The 17159-nt window shown below is 68.2% G+C and carries 19 protein-coding genes; all 19 read right to left on the reverse strand.

From position 1 onward, the window contains the following. Positions 1-96: 96 nt before the first annotated feature. On the reverse strand, positions 97-468 hold the full coding sequence (locus tag ACOCMM_RS14070) for a hypothetical protein (RefSeq protein WP_419553763.1): 372 nt from the start codon (positions 466-468) through the stop codon (positions 97-99). Further along, complete coding sequence (locus ACOCMM_RS14075; protein WP_419553764.1) at positions 465-887, reverse strand: hypothetical protein; 423 nt, start codon at positions 885-887, stop codon at positions 465-467. Before ACOCMM_RS14075 ends, ACOCMM_RS14070 begins: the two co-directional genes overlap by 4 nt. A gap of 60 nt (positions 888-947) precedes the next feature. Next, positions 948-1364, reverse strand: a complete 417-nt coding sequence (locus ACOCMM_RS14080; RefSeq protein WP_419553765.1) for a hypothetical protein — start codon at positions 1362-1364, stop codon at positions 948-950. A 49-nt stretch (positions 1365-1413) separates the two neighbouring features. Next, complete coding sequence (locus ACOCMM_RS14085; RefSeq protein ID WP_419553766.1) at positions 1414-1620, reverse strand: hypothetical protein; 207 nt, start codon at positions 1618-1620, stop codon at positions 1414-1416. A 66-nt stretch (positions 1621-1686) separates the two neighbouring features. Further along, entirely contained in the window at positions 1687-2454 is a 768-nt protein-coding gene (locus tag ACOCMM_RS14090; protein WP_419553767.1) for a type II secretion system F family protein, read from the reverse strand. After that, positions 2451-3224 carry a hypothetical protein gene (locus tag ACOCMM_RS14095; protein WP_419553768.1) on the reverse strand — a complete coding sequence of 258 codons (774 nt, stop codon included), beginning with the start codon at positions 3222-3224 and terminating at the stop codon, positions 2451-2453. The genes ACOCMM_RS14090 and ACOCMM_RS14095 overlap by 4 nt, the downstream gene beginning before the upstream one ends. After that, positions 3218-5290: an ATPase, T2SS/T4P/T4SS family gene (locus ACOCMM_RS14100; protein WP_419553769.1), complete on the reverse strand. Its 2073-nt coding sequence runs from the start codon at positions 5288-5290 to the stop codon at positions 3218-3220. Before ACOCMM_RS14100 ends, ACOCMM_RS14095 begins: the two co-directional genes overlap by 7 nt. 3 nt (positions 5291-5293) lie before the next feature. Next, complete coding sequence (locus ACOCMM_RS14105; RefSeq protein WP_419553770.1) at positions 5294-6001, reverse strand: hypothetical protein; 708 nt, start codon at positions 5999-6001, stop codon at positions 5294-5296. Further along, the gene (locus ACOCMM_RS14110; protein WP_419553771.1) at positions 5998-8154 is read right to left on the reverse strand and encodes a hypothetical protein; all 2157 of its coding nucleotides are present in this window, start codon (positions 8152-8154) and stop codon (positions 5998-6000) included. Before ACOCMM_RS14110 ends, ACOCMM_RS14105 begins: the two co-directional genes overlap by 4 nt. A gap of 485 nt (positions 8155-8639) precedes the next feature. Continuing rightward, entirely contained in the window at positions 8640-10571 is a 1932-nt protein-coding gene (locus tag ACOCMM_RS14115) for a hypothetical protein (RefSeq protein WP_419553772.1), read from the reverse strand. Positions 10572-10751: 180 nt separating this feature from the next. Continuing rightward, positions 10752-10946, reverse strand: a complete 195-nt coding sequence (locus ACOCMM_RS14120; RefSeq protein ID WP_419553773.1) for a hypothetical protein — start codon at positions 10944-10946, stop codon at positions 10752-10754. Then, entirely contained in the window at positions 10943-11368 is a 426-nt protein-coding gene (locus ACOCMM_RS14125; RefSeq protein ID WP_419553774.1) for a transcription antitermination factor NusB, read from the reverse strand. The genes ACOCMM_RS14120 and ACOCMM_RS14125 overlap by 4 nt, the downstream gene beginning before the upstream one ends. Positions 11369-11406: 38 nt before the next feature. Continuing rightward, positions 11407-11973: an elongation factor P gene (gene efp, locus ACOCMM_RS14130; protein WP_419553775.1), complete on the reverse strand. Its 567-nt coding sequence runs from the start codon at positions 11971-11973 to the stop codon at positions 11407-11409. Positions 11974-12043: 70 nt separating this feature from the next. Then, a complete protein-coding gene (locus ACOCMM_RS14135; protein WP_419553776.1) occupies positions 12044-12532 on the reverse strand; it encodes a type II 3-dehydroquinate dehydratase in 489 nt (162 codons plus the stop codon). Between the two features lie 8 nt (positions 12533-12540). Continuing rightward, the gene (locus tag ACOCMM_RS14140) at positions 12541-13599 is read right to left on the reverse strand and encodes a 3-dehydroquinate synthase family protein (protein ID WP_419553777.1); all 1059 of its coding nucleotides are present in this window, start codon (positions 13597-13599) and stop codon (positions 12541-12543) included. A gap of 121 nt (positions 13600-13720) precedes the next feature. Beyond that, positions 13721-14392, reverse strand: coding sequence for a hypothetical protein (locus ACOCMM_RS14145; RefSeq protein WP_419553778.1), 672 nt, complete (start codon positions 14390-14392; stop codon positions 13721-13723). A gap of 54 nt (positions 14393-14446) precedes the next feature. Further along, a complete protein-coding gene (gene aroE / locus ACOCMM_RS14150) occupies positions 14447-15355 on the reverse strand; it encodes a shikimate dehydrogenase (RefSeq protein ID WP_419553779.1) in 909 nt (302 codons plus the stop codon). Between the two features lie 23 nt (positions 15356-15378). Next, complete coding sequence (mltG, locus tag ACOCMM_RS14155; protein WP_419553780.1) at positions 15379-16728, reverse strand: endolytic transglycosylase MltG; 1350 nt, start codon at positions 16726-16728, stop codon at positions 15379-15381. Further along, the gene (gene ruvX, locus ACOCMM_RS14160) at positions 16715-17143 is read right to left on the reverse strand and encodes a Holliday junction resolvase RuvX (protein ID WP_419553781.1); all 429 of its coding nucleotides are present in this window, start codon (positions 17141-17143) and stop codon (positions 16715-16717) included. Before ruvX ends, mltG begins: the two co-directional genes overlap by 14 nt. Positions 17144-17159: the final 16 nt, after the last annotated feature.

The following is a 17159-nucleotide window of genomic DNA, read 5'->3' on the forward strand; positions in this document are numbered from 1 at the left end:
CGCTCACGTATTTGTTGTCCCGAACGTCCCTGTGCACGCGGCGCGTCAGGGTGGCGGCGCCGTGAGCGCGCTGCTGGATGCAGGAGGGCAACGTGGCTAGATGCAGGAGGGCAGCGTGGTACCGGCCAGGTCGTCCACGTCGAGTGCGTCGAGGCTGAGGGCGTGGCGACCGCGCGCCGGGGCGAGGCCGCGCAACAGCACCGGCGACCAGTCCAGCGACACGTCAGCCCGGATGGCACCGCCTCTCCAGCACACGGCGCAGTGCGGCTCGGTGCAGCTCTGCGGCGGTACGCATCGTCGGCGCTCGCCATCGCCGATCGCGCAGGTGTCGAGTGTGCTCACGGCGACCCGGCGGGCTTCATCCGCGGCCTGGTTTCTCAGGCCCATGACGTGCGCTGTGTCGGCGGCGGCTGCGCTGAACAGGGCGCACATCGCTGCAAGCGCCAACGCCAGCAGTGGTGCACTCATGGCCGAAGCCGCGGCGCGGGCGGTACCGGGATGGCGACGCGTGCGCTGACCGTGTCACGGAACAGCGGTGAGACAGCGAGCGGGCAGGTCACGTCGACGGTGACGGCTGCCGGCCGAGCATTGCCAGGTACCCGATGGACGCTCGCAGCGACGCTGAACTGGGGGTCGCTGGCATCGCAGTCGCCGATTGCGGCTGCTTCGACGACGCGCTTCGCGATGCTGGTTGCGCGCTCGTCCAGATCGTTAGGGCTGACACCCGTGGGCGGTGAAGCCACAGCGCTCGCCGTGTAGTGGGCGGCTTCAATGCTTGCGGCTCGAACGACCGTCGCGGCGCGGGAGGCATCGCCGGAGTAGTCGACGAGCCAGATGCCGAATACCAGCACGGCGACGACGCTCATCATGCCGACGGTCTCATCCATCAGCGGTTCTCCCTGGCACGCTCAACGAAGCTGAGCAGCCGGGCGGCTCAACGCAGCTGTTCAGCACGGCGGTGCCACGGGCGCATGCAGAACCGTCCCAACGCTGGAAGCCGGGCGACGGCAGGCCACGGCCAGCGCCGCACGGGAACCCAGCCAGCCGCTGGATGCAACTCGCACCGACACGATGACCGAGCACGTGCCGTCGGCCAGCACCTCGACCGCCGTGGGTTGCACCGCCGCAAGCTGTGCGGTGCGGTCCACTACGGCACGCGCAGCCGTAGCCGTCGCGTCGACTGGGAGCCCCGCTGCAGTGCAATCCCAGTCGGCTGGCACCTGGTCAGTGACCGCTACTGCTGCGGCATCGGCCGCTCCTTGCGCGGCTGCTGCGCCGACTTGGTGCCCGAACAGCGAGATCACCAGCGCCAAGAAGACTGCCAGCACGGAGAACAGGCGGAGGATCGAAAGCGAGCTGTCCATTGCTCACCAAAGACAAAGCGACCCTCGACAACGGCCGGGGCAATCCGAACTAGGCACACGGAGGATCGTCAGCGGCGGTCCATGTGCCGTCCACGGCAGCGCACAGCTCCGGGGTCTGGATCTTGTCGTAATCGACGCCGCCGTCGGTTGATTGCGGGGCGTTATCGCCCAGCGTTGTCCACATCACTGCCACCACCAGCACCGAGGCGGCGACGGCGGCGGCGATGAAGATCAGCTTGGTGACCGGTGAATCCATGTGTGTGCTCCTTGCCCGCTCCGGCGGGCGGTCGGAATTGTTCGGTTCAGGGATGCGATCAGGTGCTCAGGTCGACGGCAGTGTCATGACGATGGTCACCATGACCACGCCGGAGGCCACTACGGCGAGCATCGAGGCGGAAGCGCCGACGCTGCGCCCGAGGCGGTCGATCGACTCGCGGCGTCGATCGTCGATGGCCCGCACGACGCGGTCCAACACCCGGTCGAGCAGCTGAGAGGCTGCGGCGCCCGATCGTTCGGCGACATCCACCGTGCGCAGCAGTGACGCAGTCGGCGAGTCCGACAGCAGCGCCGCAACCGCGGCGAGCGGGTCGCGCCCGCTGATCACCGCCGCGTTGACCGCTCCGGCCGCCGGCGCAAACGCGGGATCGGTGATCCGCTCCGCGGCATCGAGCACGGCCACGCTGATCGGCCGTCCCGCAGCTACGAACAGCCGGATGCGCCGCAGCCACAACAGCACCGCCCCATCCAGCCGGCGGCGCTGTCCTGACAGCACGGCGCTTGTCATCAAGCCAGGCACTGCCCACCCGGCCGCAACGGCTGCGAGCAGCGACCACGCCAGAGCCTGTCGTGGCGGTGCGGCTCCCCCGCTGGGCAGCCGGAGGCCGACTACGAAGCCGATGGCGATCGTGCATACCGCTACGACGATCGTCAGCGTCGCAAGCCGCGCCGGGCTCCAGCCCAACGCAGCCAGCATTCGGCGCCCACGACGGCGGCGCTCGTTCGTTGCGAGCAAATGAACAGCGGCGAGCCCCCCGGTTCCGGCCATCGCCCACAGGGCAAGCGAACTCGCGGACGGCAGCGGCGCGCTCATCGCAGCATCTCCCACGCCGAAGCAAGTGGGCGGGCAGAGATCGCCACTGCAGCGGCGACCGCGGCAAGTCCGACTCGCTGACCCTGCGGTCCGGTCATCCAAGCCCATGCCGCAGGACTCACAAGCGCACTGCCCACGGCGACGGCAGCACCGAGCGCAGCGGCGAGCCCGAGTTGCGGCAGAGTTGACGCGACATGACGATGGAAGTGGCGGCTGGTCGCGGCCGCTTCGGCTGCTTCAGCTTCTAGGACTTCCAAGATCGGCACCCATTGGCCACCGCTTGCTGCGGCGACGGCCACCGCATCGGCCAGCCACGCCGCAACCGCGCCTTGGGCGCCCGCCGCAAAGTGCTGCGCTGCTGCTTCCACGCCCACGCTGCGGCACTCAGCAACAAGACGGGACGCTGTCTGTGCGATCGGCCCGGTTGCCAGAGGTGCGGAGGTCTCGAGCGCGTCAACCACCGTGCGTGAGACCTGCGCCTGGTTGGCCAGAACCGATGCGAACTGCGCGACCGACTCGGCAGCCACGACACGCCGCCGGCTGCGCACGACGTTGGCGGCGCACCACGAACAGATGCCGACAATTGCGCCTGACAACCCAGCGGCTGTCGGCCCGAGCGCCAGGCCTGAGACGAATGCAGCGACGCCTGTCGCCAGCCACGGCCACCGAATCGAGCCATCAACCGTGCGATCGGTGCAAGGTGCCGTGCCGAGCAGCGTCCACAGCGCGGCTCCTGAGCCAGCCAGACCGAGTGCCGCAACCCTCAGCACTTGATGCCCTCCGCGTCGGATTCCTCGCCAGCACTCGGACCTTCACGGGTGGGCGGGCGACGTCCAGCGGCCGTGCATTGGCCGAGATTGGGAACTGCTGCGCGGCACGTCCACGACTCATCGACCAAAGGCTCGTACGGCGGTGTCTCGTCGATGGGAACGAGCGGCCCGGGATCCCACAGGACCTCGCGTGGCTCGGCACCATCGTGCAACGGCGACCCAAACAACGGCTCGCCGTGCTGTGGCTCGTTGCATTGCGACGGGATGCGGGATGGGGGTTCCGCCGGCGCTATCGCTCGGCCGTCATCTGGGCGCACCGAGGCGCCGTCATCGGCGGGCATGGCCTCCGAGACAGCCTCGTTGTCGCACTCCTCACCGATCGGCGCCAGAGAATCGGATGCAGCAGCAAGCACTCCGGAAGTCGATGAAACAGGCATGTCGACGATCTGCGTGAACGCCTCAGGCAGTTCGTCATCACCGCCCGACTCCGAGAGGCCGGCAGATGCATAGACCTGCGCGACGCGTCCGGTCGGGCGGCCCACTGGCGTCGCCCAACGGTCACCCGGTAGCAGCGCCCACAGGCACGTCGTGGAGATGATCCCTGTCAGCTCGCCGATGCCGGTCAGCTGGGTTACGTCGGCGACGACACGCTCGCCCGCATCGTTGCGGCCCATCCAGACGCACAGATCCACGGCTGCGGCTATCTGCCGGCGGGCGTAGTCGGGTTCCGCGCCCTCTGAACAGGCGTAGGCCACGAGCTTCTCGAGCACACCCCTGCCGGGCTGAGAGTGCAGCGTTACGAGACACCCATCGAGGCCCGACGACATCGCGTCGAGCAACGCCTCGCAGCCGTCACCGCGGATCTCGCCCACTACGAGCTTGCTGGCATTCGCGCGCTTGGCATCGCGGATGTGGTCAGCCATCGAATGCCGGCCATGGCCGTCCTGGTTCGGGTCACGTGTCAGGCGCTCGAAGGTGTTGGGGTGAATGCCGTACTCGCCGAGACGCAGTTCGGGCGTGTCCTCGATCGTGTCGATGCGCTCGTGGTCGGGGACTGCCGCGAGCAATGCCTGGCACAGCGTGGTCTTGCCGCCGCCCATCGCCGCCGCCACCACCACATTGGCTCGGACCCGCCCGGCAATGGCTTCGATGAGCACGCTGCCGAGTGCCTGCGACACGATGCCGAGTTCGTCAAGTCGCATCCGGCCCGCCATGTTCGAGCGCAATACGACGTTCGGCGGGCTGGTCACGAACGCCTCGGCGTGAAGTCGCCAGCGATCTCCGACACGCACGTCGAGACGCGGATCCAGCTCGTCGAAGCGCTGCGGCCGATCGCCGGAATAGCTCGCCAGAAAACGCACGGCCTCGATGAGGTCTCCATCGGCAGCGAACGGCGAGGGTCGGCGCTCGACACGTCCGCCTGCGTACTGAACGAGCATCGATTCCCCGCCGCGTATCTGGAATTCCTCGACGTCAGGCTCGGCCAGCAGATCACTGAGTGCGTCAGTGGCTGCACGTGCTGCGTTTCGGCGTCGAACTGCACCGTCGGACCGGTCGAGCCGTTGAGGCGCGCATGCCGAGGTGACCAGCATGCGGCCGAGCCGGTGCAACTGCCGGTGCGCGCGTCGACTGCCGACGCGGCTGATGCGAACTACCCGCTGAACACCCAGTGCCGCCGAGAGCTCGCCAGTCGGGTCCGACCGGGCACCATTCGCTGCAGGGAGCCAGACCGCTATTCGCGGCGCTGTCACCGTCGCCACGGCGTGCCACACGTCTGCTTGGTGTTCTGCGCCGCCTGTGCTGCGGGCATGGCGGCCGGCAATTGCTCCGAGCAACAGCACAATCTGGCTCGCTGCAGCGGCTGCGGTCTCGATGACGTCGCGTTCCGCGCTGCTGCCCAACCAGACCACACACGGATCGTTTGCAGCGCCCGGCTCGGGAACGCCGGCAACATCGCCAACCAGAGCGACCTGACCGGCGACCGAGGTCAATCCCGTTCGCAGAGCGTCTCGGCACCACTCGCGTACCTGCGGCACGAGGGCGTCATCGCAAAGCACGAGGAGCACCGCTCAACTCCCTGCCGGATTGAAGCTCGGCAGCGGTGCGGGGGCGTCCGCGGCAGGTGTCGACGGCGCCAGGCGCGTCGAACGGCCCGAAGGGCACAGCGGCCAGCCATCAGGCGGCGCCGGCCAGACCACCAACCCACCCAGTTCCACGGCTGCCGCAAGACGGGCGGCAAAGGGCGCGTCCACCCGAACGACAATGCGACCGTCATCACCGTCGGCGAGCGTCGTCACATCGATCGCGCATCCGCCGAGCACCGTCGACAACACGGCCCGGCTTCCGGCGTCAGGCCCAGGTGCAGGCCATGCTCCCGTTTCGGCCGCGAACTGGATCAACGTGACAGCGCCCGCGACATCTTGAGGTGCCTTCAGCAGCGCAGGTGTGACGAAGGTGCCCGCAGGCACGTCGTGCGCTACTGCTCGTCCAACAATCGCGTCGGGATCGGCGAACCGGGTTGCAAGCGCCTCCGGTACTCCCACCACTTCGAACGCTCCGGGAGACTGACCTGCCATCCATGCCTCGGAGGTCACGGCTATGAGTGCTGGAGGTGGCTCAGTGTGCGGGCGGCCCCAGAGCCAGATCGCCGCAACCACGATGGCGACGATCGCCAGTGCGGCGCTGAGCCGCCAAGGTTCGGGACCTCGCTGAGGCAAGCCAGCCACCGCTGCCTGCTGCTCGTCGCCGAGGTAACCGGCGGGCGACGACAAGGTCACAGCCCTGCTCCGCTTGCGGTGACCGTCACTCGGCCGTCTGCGTAATCGCTCAGCGACCTGATCCAGTCCACGCCCGAGGCGAGGGTGACCCAGCACGCATCGTCGGCGAGCGGCTGAGGGCTTCCCGTGCCCGCCCACTCCGCCGCCTGTTGGGGCTCGAAGCACGCTTGGACATCCCAGGCATATACCCCTGGGTGACGGAAGAGCCATCCGCAGGCCGCCGCGGCTCCCGAGCTGGCGGCGTCTGCGGCCGGGCATGCAAGCTCGGCCGGATCCGCCCCCTGCTGGTGCCACTGGCGCAGCAACAATTGCTGGTCCTCGCCGAGTACATCCCAGCGGTCAACGAGATGACGGGCGCCGGCATTGCCCTCCATGAGCCGGCGCTCGGCGGCGATCCACGGCCGCATCTCGTGCCAGTTCGAGCGCAACCAGGTTGCGACCCAGCCGCAGTCCCCGTCGACGACATCCAGCGAACCGAGCGCCTGCATCCAGCCGCGGCCCGGCGCCACCAGCAGGAACTCTCCCCCACCGGGCATGTGCTGCTGGGGACTCGAGCCCCCAGAGGCCGCACGTACATGAGACGCCCACGCCAGCTCGTCGACGGCCGTTGCTGCGATCTCCGGAGTCGGCGATGCGGGGCATTCGTCGCCTTCTGGCCCAGTTGATCCGCCCGGTCCCGGTTTGTTCTCCGGGCGGGCGGTTGGACCGGAGCCGGGGCCGTCAGGACGCCCGGGATCGTGGGGAGCGACTACCGGCCGATTGATGCCGGGCCCGCCGTCGTCCTCTTCTTCGCTGTCTTCGCCACCGTCGTCCTCGCCATCGCCGTCCTCGCCGTCCTCGCCGTCCTCGCCGTCCTCCTCGTCGCTGTCCTCGTCCTCTTCGTCGCCGTCCTCTTCGTCGCCGTCCTCTTCGTCGCCGTCCTCGTCCTCTTCGTCGCTGTCATCGTCCTCGCCATCCTCGTCCTCACCGTCCTCGCCGTCTTCGTCCTCTTCGTCGCCGTCGCTGTCGTCGCCGTCGCTGTCTTCGCTGTCGTCGCCGTCGTCCTCGTCGTTCCCATCGTCCGACGGAAGGCAGCCGTAATCGAACGAACCGCTGATGCGGCTCCGCACATAGGAGGGCAGCGCAGCGAAGTCTGAGCAGTCGAACACGCACACCCGGTACGTCTCGGGACCGCGATCGGCGTGAACGTGCTCTTGGATCTGCGTATGGGAGAGCTCACCGATCGCTGGGCAATAGGTGCGGATGGTGGTCTGTTCGCAGTCGCCTGGCGAGACGCACTTGTCGAGCAGGTCGCTCTCGGTGACGCAGCTGCCGCCGTGATCCGGTCGGTACACCGTCCCGTCGATGCCGTCGCATACGTCGGGATCGGAGTCCCACACGCGTCCTGGAAGCTCGTCGCACGGAACGTAGGACAGCAAGCCGTCCGAGCAGCGATGTATCCCGAGTTCTGCAAGCCGCTCGTCATTCTCGCCCGCAAGGTGATGCAGGGGCCGGGCGGTGCCGTCCGGAGTCACCGAAGACCCTCCGCCGGCATCCTGGTCGGTGCCAGTGTCCACATCTGAACCTGGACTCGGCGACTGGCACGACAGCACGCTGAGGCCCATTCCGCCCACGGCGTCCGAGTAGCGCGGCACTGTCCCAGACGGGCAGCTCTGTTGCGGCGGTGCTGACGGATTTCCGAGCCTCGTCCGCTGACATTGGTTGCCAGCACGTACCCAGCCCGTGCGACACGACCCCCACGAAACAGACCGGGTCTGCCATTCGACCACGGTCTCGTAGATCGGCTCGGTCGTGTAGTGGATCGTCGGCACGCGATCCCAGTAGCCGGTCTCCACCTCGCTATAGATCGGCTCTTCGCGCCAATAGCCGGGGATGGTCACCGTATGGGATCTCCTCCATTCATACACAGGCACCTGTGTCGTCACGGTCTCGACAATCGGCGGGCCTGGGATGCAGCACTCCAAGCGCGTCCGAGTCTCGGAGTGCGTTTCCGTGATCGTCTCGTTCCAGCACTGCTGCCCAGCAAAGGGATCGAATGAACAGCGCCGAACGGTTCGCTGAGTCTCAACCTCCACCTCGTAGGTGACCTCGTACAACACGTCAGGACCGGGACGGGTCACGACGCTCGACTCGGTCCGCGTGCCGACCTGCACACGTACTGGCGGTACCAATGGCTCGAGCACATCTCTGGGTGGAACCCGGGTCCGACTCGTACCTGTCTGTTCCCGACGCGTGCCCGTTGGCACCCAGACGTCGTCGTAGGTGGTGTGGCTGTACACCTGACGGGTCCGGCCCGTGTCTACCTGTCGCGACGTTCGTCTCTGGCACTCGTAGCCGCCGTACTGCCCGGCGACACGGGTCCAACCCGACCGGCAGCTCGACGGGCGGAGCACTGTCTCGGTGCGGGGAGTGCGGCATTGCCCGCTGCTGCTGTCGAGCACCATGGAGCCGGTACAGCTCAAGACCGGCGCAACTGACGACTGTGCTCCCGCATCACTGCCGACTCCTGCGCTCACTACGACAACAGCCGTGAGCGCCGCAGCAACCACTCCAAGCGTCCGCCGGGCAGCCCGTCCGATTCCCACCCGAGCATCTGGGGGGGAGATGGAGCAAAGGGGCGCATGTTCATCGAACACCGTCACAGCGCCGTCTCCAGGAGGCTGGGCGCCAACGGCCACCAGTAGCGGTCGGTTTGCGGCGGCCAGCCGGCTTGCGGACACGGCGGCATGGGCCGTGGATAGGCGCGCTCAGCATCGGTCAGCGGTAGCGAGCCCGGTGGCCACGGTTTCTTGACCCGACGTTCAGGCGGTCGTTCCAGCGCCTCGGCAATCACCGCGTCGTCTGGCGGGCAGCCGAGGATCTCGGTGAGCGACTTGAACGGAGACAGGTACATGCGCTCGTGCCAGGTGGTGCCGGAATCCCACGTCGTGGAGGACAGCTCGGACGTCACGGCAGGGGCGTTCGCCGCGGCCTCCCGCAACTCCTCCCATTGCTCGGGCGCGCAGCGATCCTCCAATTCGGGTCGATGCAACTCGCCTTCAACCCGCACCCCGACGGGGATGCCCGTGCTGCACCAGAACTCCAAGTGCCAGTCGTGATCGCGGTGCGCTCGCCAGGCCTCCTGCTGGGGTATGTCGACCCATTCGCGGACCGCGATCCACTGATTGCGAACCCCCGAACCCCAGGCGCCGGGCTCGGTCCAGTCGATCGTGGCCGCATGCGCTTGCCGGGCCTGCGCCAACCACTGCACGGCCTGTCCGAAGACCTCGCTGTCGCAAGTGCCTTCGAACAACTCGTTGCGCAGAACGCGGTAGCTGAGACGGGACCAGGTGAGCCACATTGCTTCGACTTGTGGCCGATGTTCGGTTCCGGCGTCGAGCCGCTCCCCCGTTGATGCATCAACCAGGAACGACTGCCCCGGTGCATGGCAGACGACGGCGAGCGCATGACCGGCCGCCGACAGATCCACAACCCACGCCTGCTCGACTGGTGGCGTGGTGAACACCAAGCGCAGGCCGCGTGCCCACAGCGACTCCAGCTGCCGTGTGCGATGGGACTCGGTGTAGACGCCCGGCGTGACCGAGGCCAGATCGCTGCACGCCTCCCAAATCGTGCCGGGGCCGGTGCTGACCACTGCGTGACCGACGAGGGAATCGGTCACCGCCCCCTGAGCGGCCCGGCGAGTCAGCCACTGCTTGGCCTCGGCTGACCAGTCGCCCGGGACATACCCGAGATCGGTCAAGCTGTGACCGCCGAGCGCCAGTTCCATCGGCTCTCCGGGGCTGTAGACCAACAGCTTGGCGATGTCGTTGACCGTGGTTCCCCACGAGTGCATCGGACGGCGCCCGGGAGATCGCATGCCTGCGATGAAGGCCTCAAGCGCGGCGCTGGCCCGATCCCTCTCTGCTGCGGCTTCGCCGACATCGACGCCCAGTGCCTGCGGAGTCGGGTGCGGGGGGCACAGCGACACGTGGTCGTAGGCGGATCTGCGATCTGCGACCAGACGTGTCTCGTGTTCGAGTCCCGCGGGGTCCACGACCAACTCCCAGGCCGTCTCGGTTCCAGCACGCCTTCGCGCAACCCGCGTGCCGCCAGCGAATGCAGTCTCCGCGGCCCGTACGTAGGGCGGCATGGCCTCCCAGCGTGAACGCTGTGAGACGACGTGCCGGAAGCCCGCGTCCATGTCGGCGAGCAACGCCGACTGCGATCCGACCACTGCCACCGTGTCGTTCACATCCGAATCGGGATAGGGCGGCCACGGCACCCAGATGCGTCCGCCGCCGATCTGCACTTGAGACGGCAGCTCCAACGGCAGCTCGCGCAACCGCGACTTCGGGAACTCGCCGCTGCCGGCGACAATCGTCCGGGCCTCGGTGACCGGCAGTTCGAACAGCGGCGGAGCGGGCGCGTCGGCAGACGGGGTGCTGAGCGAAGCCACGATCATCGGCGCTGGATCCGCCGGCACCGCCACGTCCCGACTGCACGCCGCCAGCATTGAGACGAGCACCATCATCGGAACGCCTGCACGCAGGCATCCCGATACGGCCCTTCGGCATGAGATTGTGGCCATCGCGCAGCTCCTGCGGACTCCGAGCCCGCGGCCGCCTCGTTGAGTCGAGGCCGTCACCAGCGGGTCATTAGGAGTTCTAGGCGCGCGGTATCACCTCATTCCAATGATTTTCAATCACTATGAAACTCAGGCCGTGGCGCGTGCACCCAGAAGCTCGAAACGGCCGCCCACAGGCTGCTTTCAGCGCTCGGTGCCGGGACCTGTGATGGCCGTCGGCAAGCGATGTCTTCGCGCCCACAGCGCGAAGGCAAGGCTGATCGCTCCGTAGCCGGCGTAGGCCACCACCAGCGCCGTGGTGGCGCTGATGGCGCCCAGCAGGAAGACGAGCTCGCGTTCGGCGATCCTGCGTGGCCGCGGACCGCCGTCCGCTGTCACGAACTGCCCATAGCGGTGGCGAGGACTCCGTTCACGAGGGCCCCGCTGCGATCGGTTGCGCCCAGTCGGTGCGCCAATTCGACGGCTTCGTTGATGACCACGGCGGCCGGAGCAGCCCCGCGTTCGAGCTCGAAGAGCCCCTGAAGCAGGATCAGACGGTCGCAGATGCCGAGGCGCTGCGGCGTCCAGCCCTCGTTCAGCAGCCCAGCGAGACGCTCGGTGAGCGCCTCCTGCTGGGTGGCGACACCTGTGGCTAGCTCGTGCGCGAACGGGTCGAGATCGCTGATCTGCTCTGCGAGCACATCGGCCAGGTCACAGGACTTCATCTCGGCCTCGTACAGCAGCTCCACCGAGCGCTGGCGCGCCTCGCGCCGACGGGTCGGCTCGTCGGGGGCTGCGAACGGGTCGCTGGAGCGGGTCATGGCAGCGGACCTGGGCCCGTCTCAGCAACCCTGCGGCGTCAGCCGCGGGCGCGCTCGACGTAATCGCCGCTGCGGGTGTCGACCTTCAACCGCTCGCCAGCCTCGATGAACAGCGGCACCTGCACCACCAGTCCGGTGGACATCGTGGCAGGCTTGCGCGCACCCGACACCCGGTCGCCCTGCACGCCTGGGTCGGTATCGGCCACCTCGAGCACCACCGATGCGGGCAGTTCCACTCCCAGCACCTCGTCGCCGAAACGCACCACTGTTGCCATCTCGCCTTCGATCAGGTAGTTCATTGCGTTGCCGGCAGCGGCCCGGCTGACGGGAAGCTGCTCGTAACTGTCGGTGTCCATGAACACCAGGGAATCGCCGTCGGCGTACAGGTATTGCATGTCGCGGTGGTCGATGAGCGCACGTTCCATGCGCTCGCCGGCCCGGAATGTGCGCTCCACCACTGCACCGGTGCGCACGTTGCGGAGCGTCGTGCGCACGAACGCGCCGCCCTTGCCCGGCTTGACGTGCTGGAACTCGGCAAGCTGGAACAAGCCGCCGTCGAGATCGAGCGTCATGCCGTTGCGGAAGTCGGCAGTGGAGATGGCCATATCAACCTCTCGGAGTCAACCTGGGCGGATCACAGCGGTCGCAGCGGGACAGTACAAGCACGGCTCGCCATTACGACGGGTCGGCGGCCTCGTCGCCGGGGTCCGGCGTCTCGGCCGTCGCGGCTGCCGCCTCGATGGCAACTGCGACCGCTCGCGGGTAGCCAGCGCCGCCCTCCCCCGCAACCCGGGCGCTCGCCAGCGGCTCCACCACCGACAGGCGCCGCCATGGCTCGCGCTCGCGGGGCTCGGACAGGTGCAGCTCCACTACGGGTCCGTCGAACGCGGCGAGCGCATCGTGCAGCGACCAGCCGTAGTGGGTGAGCGCACCGGGGTTCACCACGATGGCCCCGACGCGTCCGATGCCCGAATGCACGGCGTCGACGAGGTCGCCCTCGTGGTTGCTCTGGCGGTGCTCGAGATCCCAGCCGAGTTCGGTTGCCGCTCGGCGTGCGGCCCGAACGTGGTCGAGCAGCGTGTCGGTGCCGTAGATCTCAGGTTCGCGGGTTCCCAACAGGTTCAGGTTCGGACCCGACAGCAGCAGTACGACGTGGCGAGCCATGGCCTCGATCACATCCGCTCGAGCGCGCTGCGCAGCACACTGGGGTCGACGTTGGGCACCATTTCGAGACCGTTCGGCCCGTCGAGCACGAACGTGATGCCGTCGGTGGCCTTCTTGTCTCGGCCGAACAGTTCGATGATCTCGTCATGGTCGACACCGGGGGGCAGCGCAGTGTCGAGCCCGTAGGCCTCGAGCACCCGCTCGTGCTCGGCCACACGTTGGTCATCGATGCGCCCCATCATGCGGGCCACCAGTGCCGCGTAACGCAGCCCGATGGCCACCGCCTCGCCGTGGCGCAGGTCGAACCGTTCGGCGATCTCGAGCGCGTGCGCCAGCGTGTGGCCGTAGTTCAGCAGCGCCCGGCGACCGCCCTCGGTCTCGTCAGAGCTCACAACTTCGGCCTTGATCGCGACGCACGCAGCGACCCGTTCGTCGATGGGCAGCGCGCTCAAGTCGTTCTTGCCCGTCGAGCTGAGCCAATGCTCGGCGGCAGAGCCGCCGATGAAGTGATACTTGGCCAGCTCTCCCAGCCCGGCCCGCAGCTCGCGCTCTGGCAGCGTGTCGAGCACTTCGGTGTCGCACAGCACCGCAGCGGGCTGCCAGAAGGCGCCGACGAGGTTCTTGCCCTCGGCGAGGTTCACCCCGGTCTTGCCGCCCACCGCGGCGTCGATCTGGCCCAGCAGCGTCGTGGCGACATGCACCACAGCCACGCCCCGGTGATACACGGCAGCCGCGAAACCAGCGACGTCGGTGACCACGCCGCCACCGACTCCCACCACCACATCGCGGCGCGTCAGGCCCATTCGGGCGAACTCGCTGCACAGCTCCCCGATGGTGCCCAACTCCTTGGCGTGCTCGCCGTCGGGAATCGTGAAGGTCTCGAATGGGATGCCCGGGTCGACTTCGAGGCCGATGCCCGCCTGGGTGACAACGGCGGCACGCCGCGCCCCGCCAGTCACGACGGTGTCTCTCAGAATCGGGGCGAGTTCTCGGCGCGCTCCAGCGCCGACCAGGACGGGGTACGAACGGTCGCCCAGAGATACGTCGACGCGGATGGTGCCCGACATCACCGGCGAGGGTACCGACGCGGCACCAGACGACTGCCTGGAAACTACACAGCGCCAGCGCCCGGCCGTCTGGCCGGGTGTCCGTCCAACGGCGCCGAATGAGGTGGCGATCACCCACTGCTCATGTGGCGAGGCCCGCCGGCGCCGACCACCAGATGACGGTGAGCGCGCCAGCGACCAGTGAAGGTCCGAGGGCGAAACGGTGGCCGCTGCCGCGGCGCAGCACCACCACGCCCGCGGCGCCAACCAGCGCTGCAATGGCGAAACCGGCCAGCAACCCTTCCAGCACTGTGGTGAGCCCGCCGAGTCCCAAGTGCATGCCCAGGTACCCGCCCAGACGCACATCGCCGTAGCCCAGGTCGCCCCGGGCGGCAAGCCAGACGAGGTGCATCACCCCCCACCCGACAATCCCGCCGATGGCTGCTGCGGCAACCGCTCGCGCCACTCCTGCAAAGCCGGCATCGATCGCCCCAGCCCCGCACACAAGACCGATGGCAGCGGCGGCAACCGCACGCAAGAGCCGCGTGGGTATCAGGTGGGTGCGCAGGTCGACGCCGGAGATGACCACACCTGCCCATCCGAACGCGAGCAACGGCGCGAGGTAGGCGCTGTCGCCGAGTCGTAGGACACCGGCGGCCGCGATCGTGACGCACGACGCGATCGTCAGAGCCGGGTGCAGGCTGACGCCGAAACTGCGCTGAGCACAGCGTGAGGCGACGATTCCCGCGGCTGTGCCGCCGAGCCCGATCGCCGCAACCGCAGAAAGGCCCAGGTCTGTCGTTGCAATGGTCACGCCGATGCCCCTCCGGTCGCCGGCGGCCGCCGGAGCCGCATGCGGGCCGGGGTGCTACCCGGCGAGTTCCAGGCCCACAGCCGCAGCCATCACGTCGATGGGTGCGTCGCGGCCGGTCCACATCTTGAACTGCCCGGCGGCCTGGTACAAGAGCATTCCGACACCGTTGAGCGTCAGGGCGCCCGCAGCGGCGGCCGCTTCGAGCAACGGGGTCCGTTCGGGCCGGTAGATGAGGTCGGCGACGATCTGGCGCGACCGCAGCAACGCCGGATCGAACGGCAGCAGATCGCCTTCAGACATGCCAAGCGGTGTGGCGTTGACCACCAAGTCGGCGTCGCGCACTGCCCTCGGGCCGCCGACCATGGCTGCGCTGGATGCAGCGATCCCTGCGGTCGCACCCGCCGCGGCGCCCAGTGCGGCCGCGCGCACGGCCGCGTCCGCCGAGCGGTTCACCACGGTCACCGAGGCTCCTTGTGACGCGAGCGCCACGATCACCGCACGGGCTGCCCCGCCCGCACCGAACACCACGGCGTGCATGCCGGCGGGCTCCACACCCGCCTGGATCCTCAGCGACGCCAAGAACCCGTCGCCGTCGGTGTTCTCCCCGATCAGCCGGTCGCCGTTGCGGCGCACGCAGTTCGCGGCCCCCAGCAGTGCAGCTGCGGGCGACAGCTCGTCGCAGGCAGCAGCAACGTCGTCCTTGTGGGGCATGGTGACCGACAGGCCTTCGATCCCCAGCACGCGCATCGCTGCCACCGCACCGGCGCCCTGCCCGGCGGGCACTGCGAACGCCGTGTAGACCCAGTCCAGCCCTAGATGCTCAAACGCTGCATTGTGCAGCGCCGGGCTGAGTGAATGCTGCACGGGGTCACCGATCACTCCGGCGACCTTCGTGCGCCCATTTAGGCGCAGCATCAACTCAGCGCGCCCACTTGGGCGCCGGTGCGCCTCTTCGTCGCTCATCTCCTCACTCTGCCCGACGCGACTCAACCGCAGAGACCCAATTCGACACACACGGCCTTGTCGCGCTGGAACTCCTCGTCGGTCTCGGAGAACGACAGGGTGCCGTCTTCCGACGTCAGCACGAAGTACATCCACGGCCCGTCCTCCGGATGCAGAGCCGCTTCGAGCGAGGCGCGCCCCGGAGCCGCAATCGGTGTGGGCGGCAGCCCCACGAGCACCCGGGTGTTGTACGGCGAGTTGACCGCCAGCAGGTCGGCGGTCAACTCCTGCGAGCCCACCACGTACACGACCGTGGCATCCAGACCCAGCGACCACCCGCGAGCGAGCCTGTTGTAGATCACCCGCGCCACTTTGGGACGGTCCTCGGTGCGCTGGGCCTCGCGTTCGATCATGCTGGCCACGATCAGCGTCTCGTACGACGTCAGGCCAATCCGGCGCGGCGCATCTGCGTAATCCAGTTCAGTGAGCACGGCATCGAGCCGATCGACCATGAGTGCCACCAGCTGCTCAGCGCTGGTCTGAGAGTCGTAGAAGTACGTATCGGAGAAGAGCTGTCCCTCAGCTGGTTCGATCACGCCTTCGGGCAGGACCGGCGGCGTCGGCGCGACCAACGACAGCACTGGCCGTTCGCGCACCGCTGTCAGGAAATCTCTACCGCTGAAGCTCAGGCCCTGCACATCGTCGAAGAGGTCGGCCATCTGCGCCAAGGTCAAGCCTTCGGGAATGGTGAGCGGCTGCTGGGCGGCCTGTGCGACGCGGCTCGGCCCGGCCTCGAGCACAGCCAGGGTTTCCCAAACCGACGAGTTGGACTGGAACGTGTACTCGCCGGCTTGAAATGCGGGACCCCCTCGTAAACGCACATACCACTCGTAGGCCCGTGAACTCGGTACGACGCCTTCCGTTTCGAGCAGATCGGAAATGCTGGCCGTGCTGGAGCCCAACGGAAGGGTGAGCGCGATCTCGCCCGTCGGAGCGCCGGGCGGGTCGAGCTGTTCGGTCACCCAGCGGTAGGCGCGGCTGCCCGCCGTCCAGGCGATGAAGCCGAGCAGCACCAGAATCAGCAGTGCGCCGAATGTGCCAGGTCCGCGTCGCGTGCTGACCACCTCGTAGTCGACGCCGCGGCGTCCGCTGACGGGCTGCGGACCGCCGGCGGCCCGCTCCTGGCTCGGCGCCGTTGCGGGTCTCTCGTCGGGCTGTGCTCGCTCTAGCAGGCCCGGTTCGACAACCGAGGATTGGTCAGCCGAAGCCAGACCTACGAGGCCAGCAAGTCGATTCGCCAACTTGCGCACAGCCGGAGGAGTGCGCAGCGCCGTCGCCCGCCCCGATTCGGCGTCGTCGACTTCGGACTCAGTGCTGTCGTCAGTCACGGGCATCGAGCCACGACTGCAGGATGACCGAGGCAGCCACCTTGTCGATGACCTTGCGGCGGGCAGGGCCGCGCACACCCTGTTCGGACAGGATGCGCTCGGCGGTGACTGTCGTGTAGCGCTCGTCGTGCAGGACCACCGGCACATCGAGTGCCGCCGCTATCTCGTCAGCCTCGGCCCGTACGCCAGCGGCGGCCGGTCCTTCGCTGCCATCGAGCGACGTCGGCAGGCCGATCACGACCACCTCCGCACCCACGTCAGCGACCATACCTGCGAGCGCTCGGTGGTCCCGGGCACGTTCGCCGCTGCGTTCGAGGACTTCGTAGGGCACCGCCACCGCAACATCGGCAGGCGCGAAGGCCACGCCGATGCGCTTCGAGCCGAGGTCTACGCCGATCGCCCGCTTCATGGGGCCCGACACGGCTGGCCTGTCTTGT

The organism is Candidatus Poriferisodalis sp. (assembly GCF_965198245.1).
GTDB lineage: Bacteria > Actinomycetota > Acidimicrobiia > Acidimicrobiales > Poriferisodalaceae > Poriferisodalis.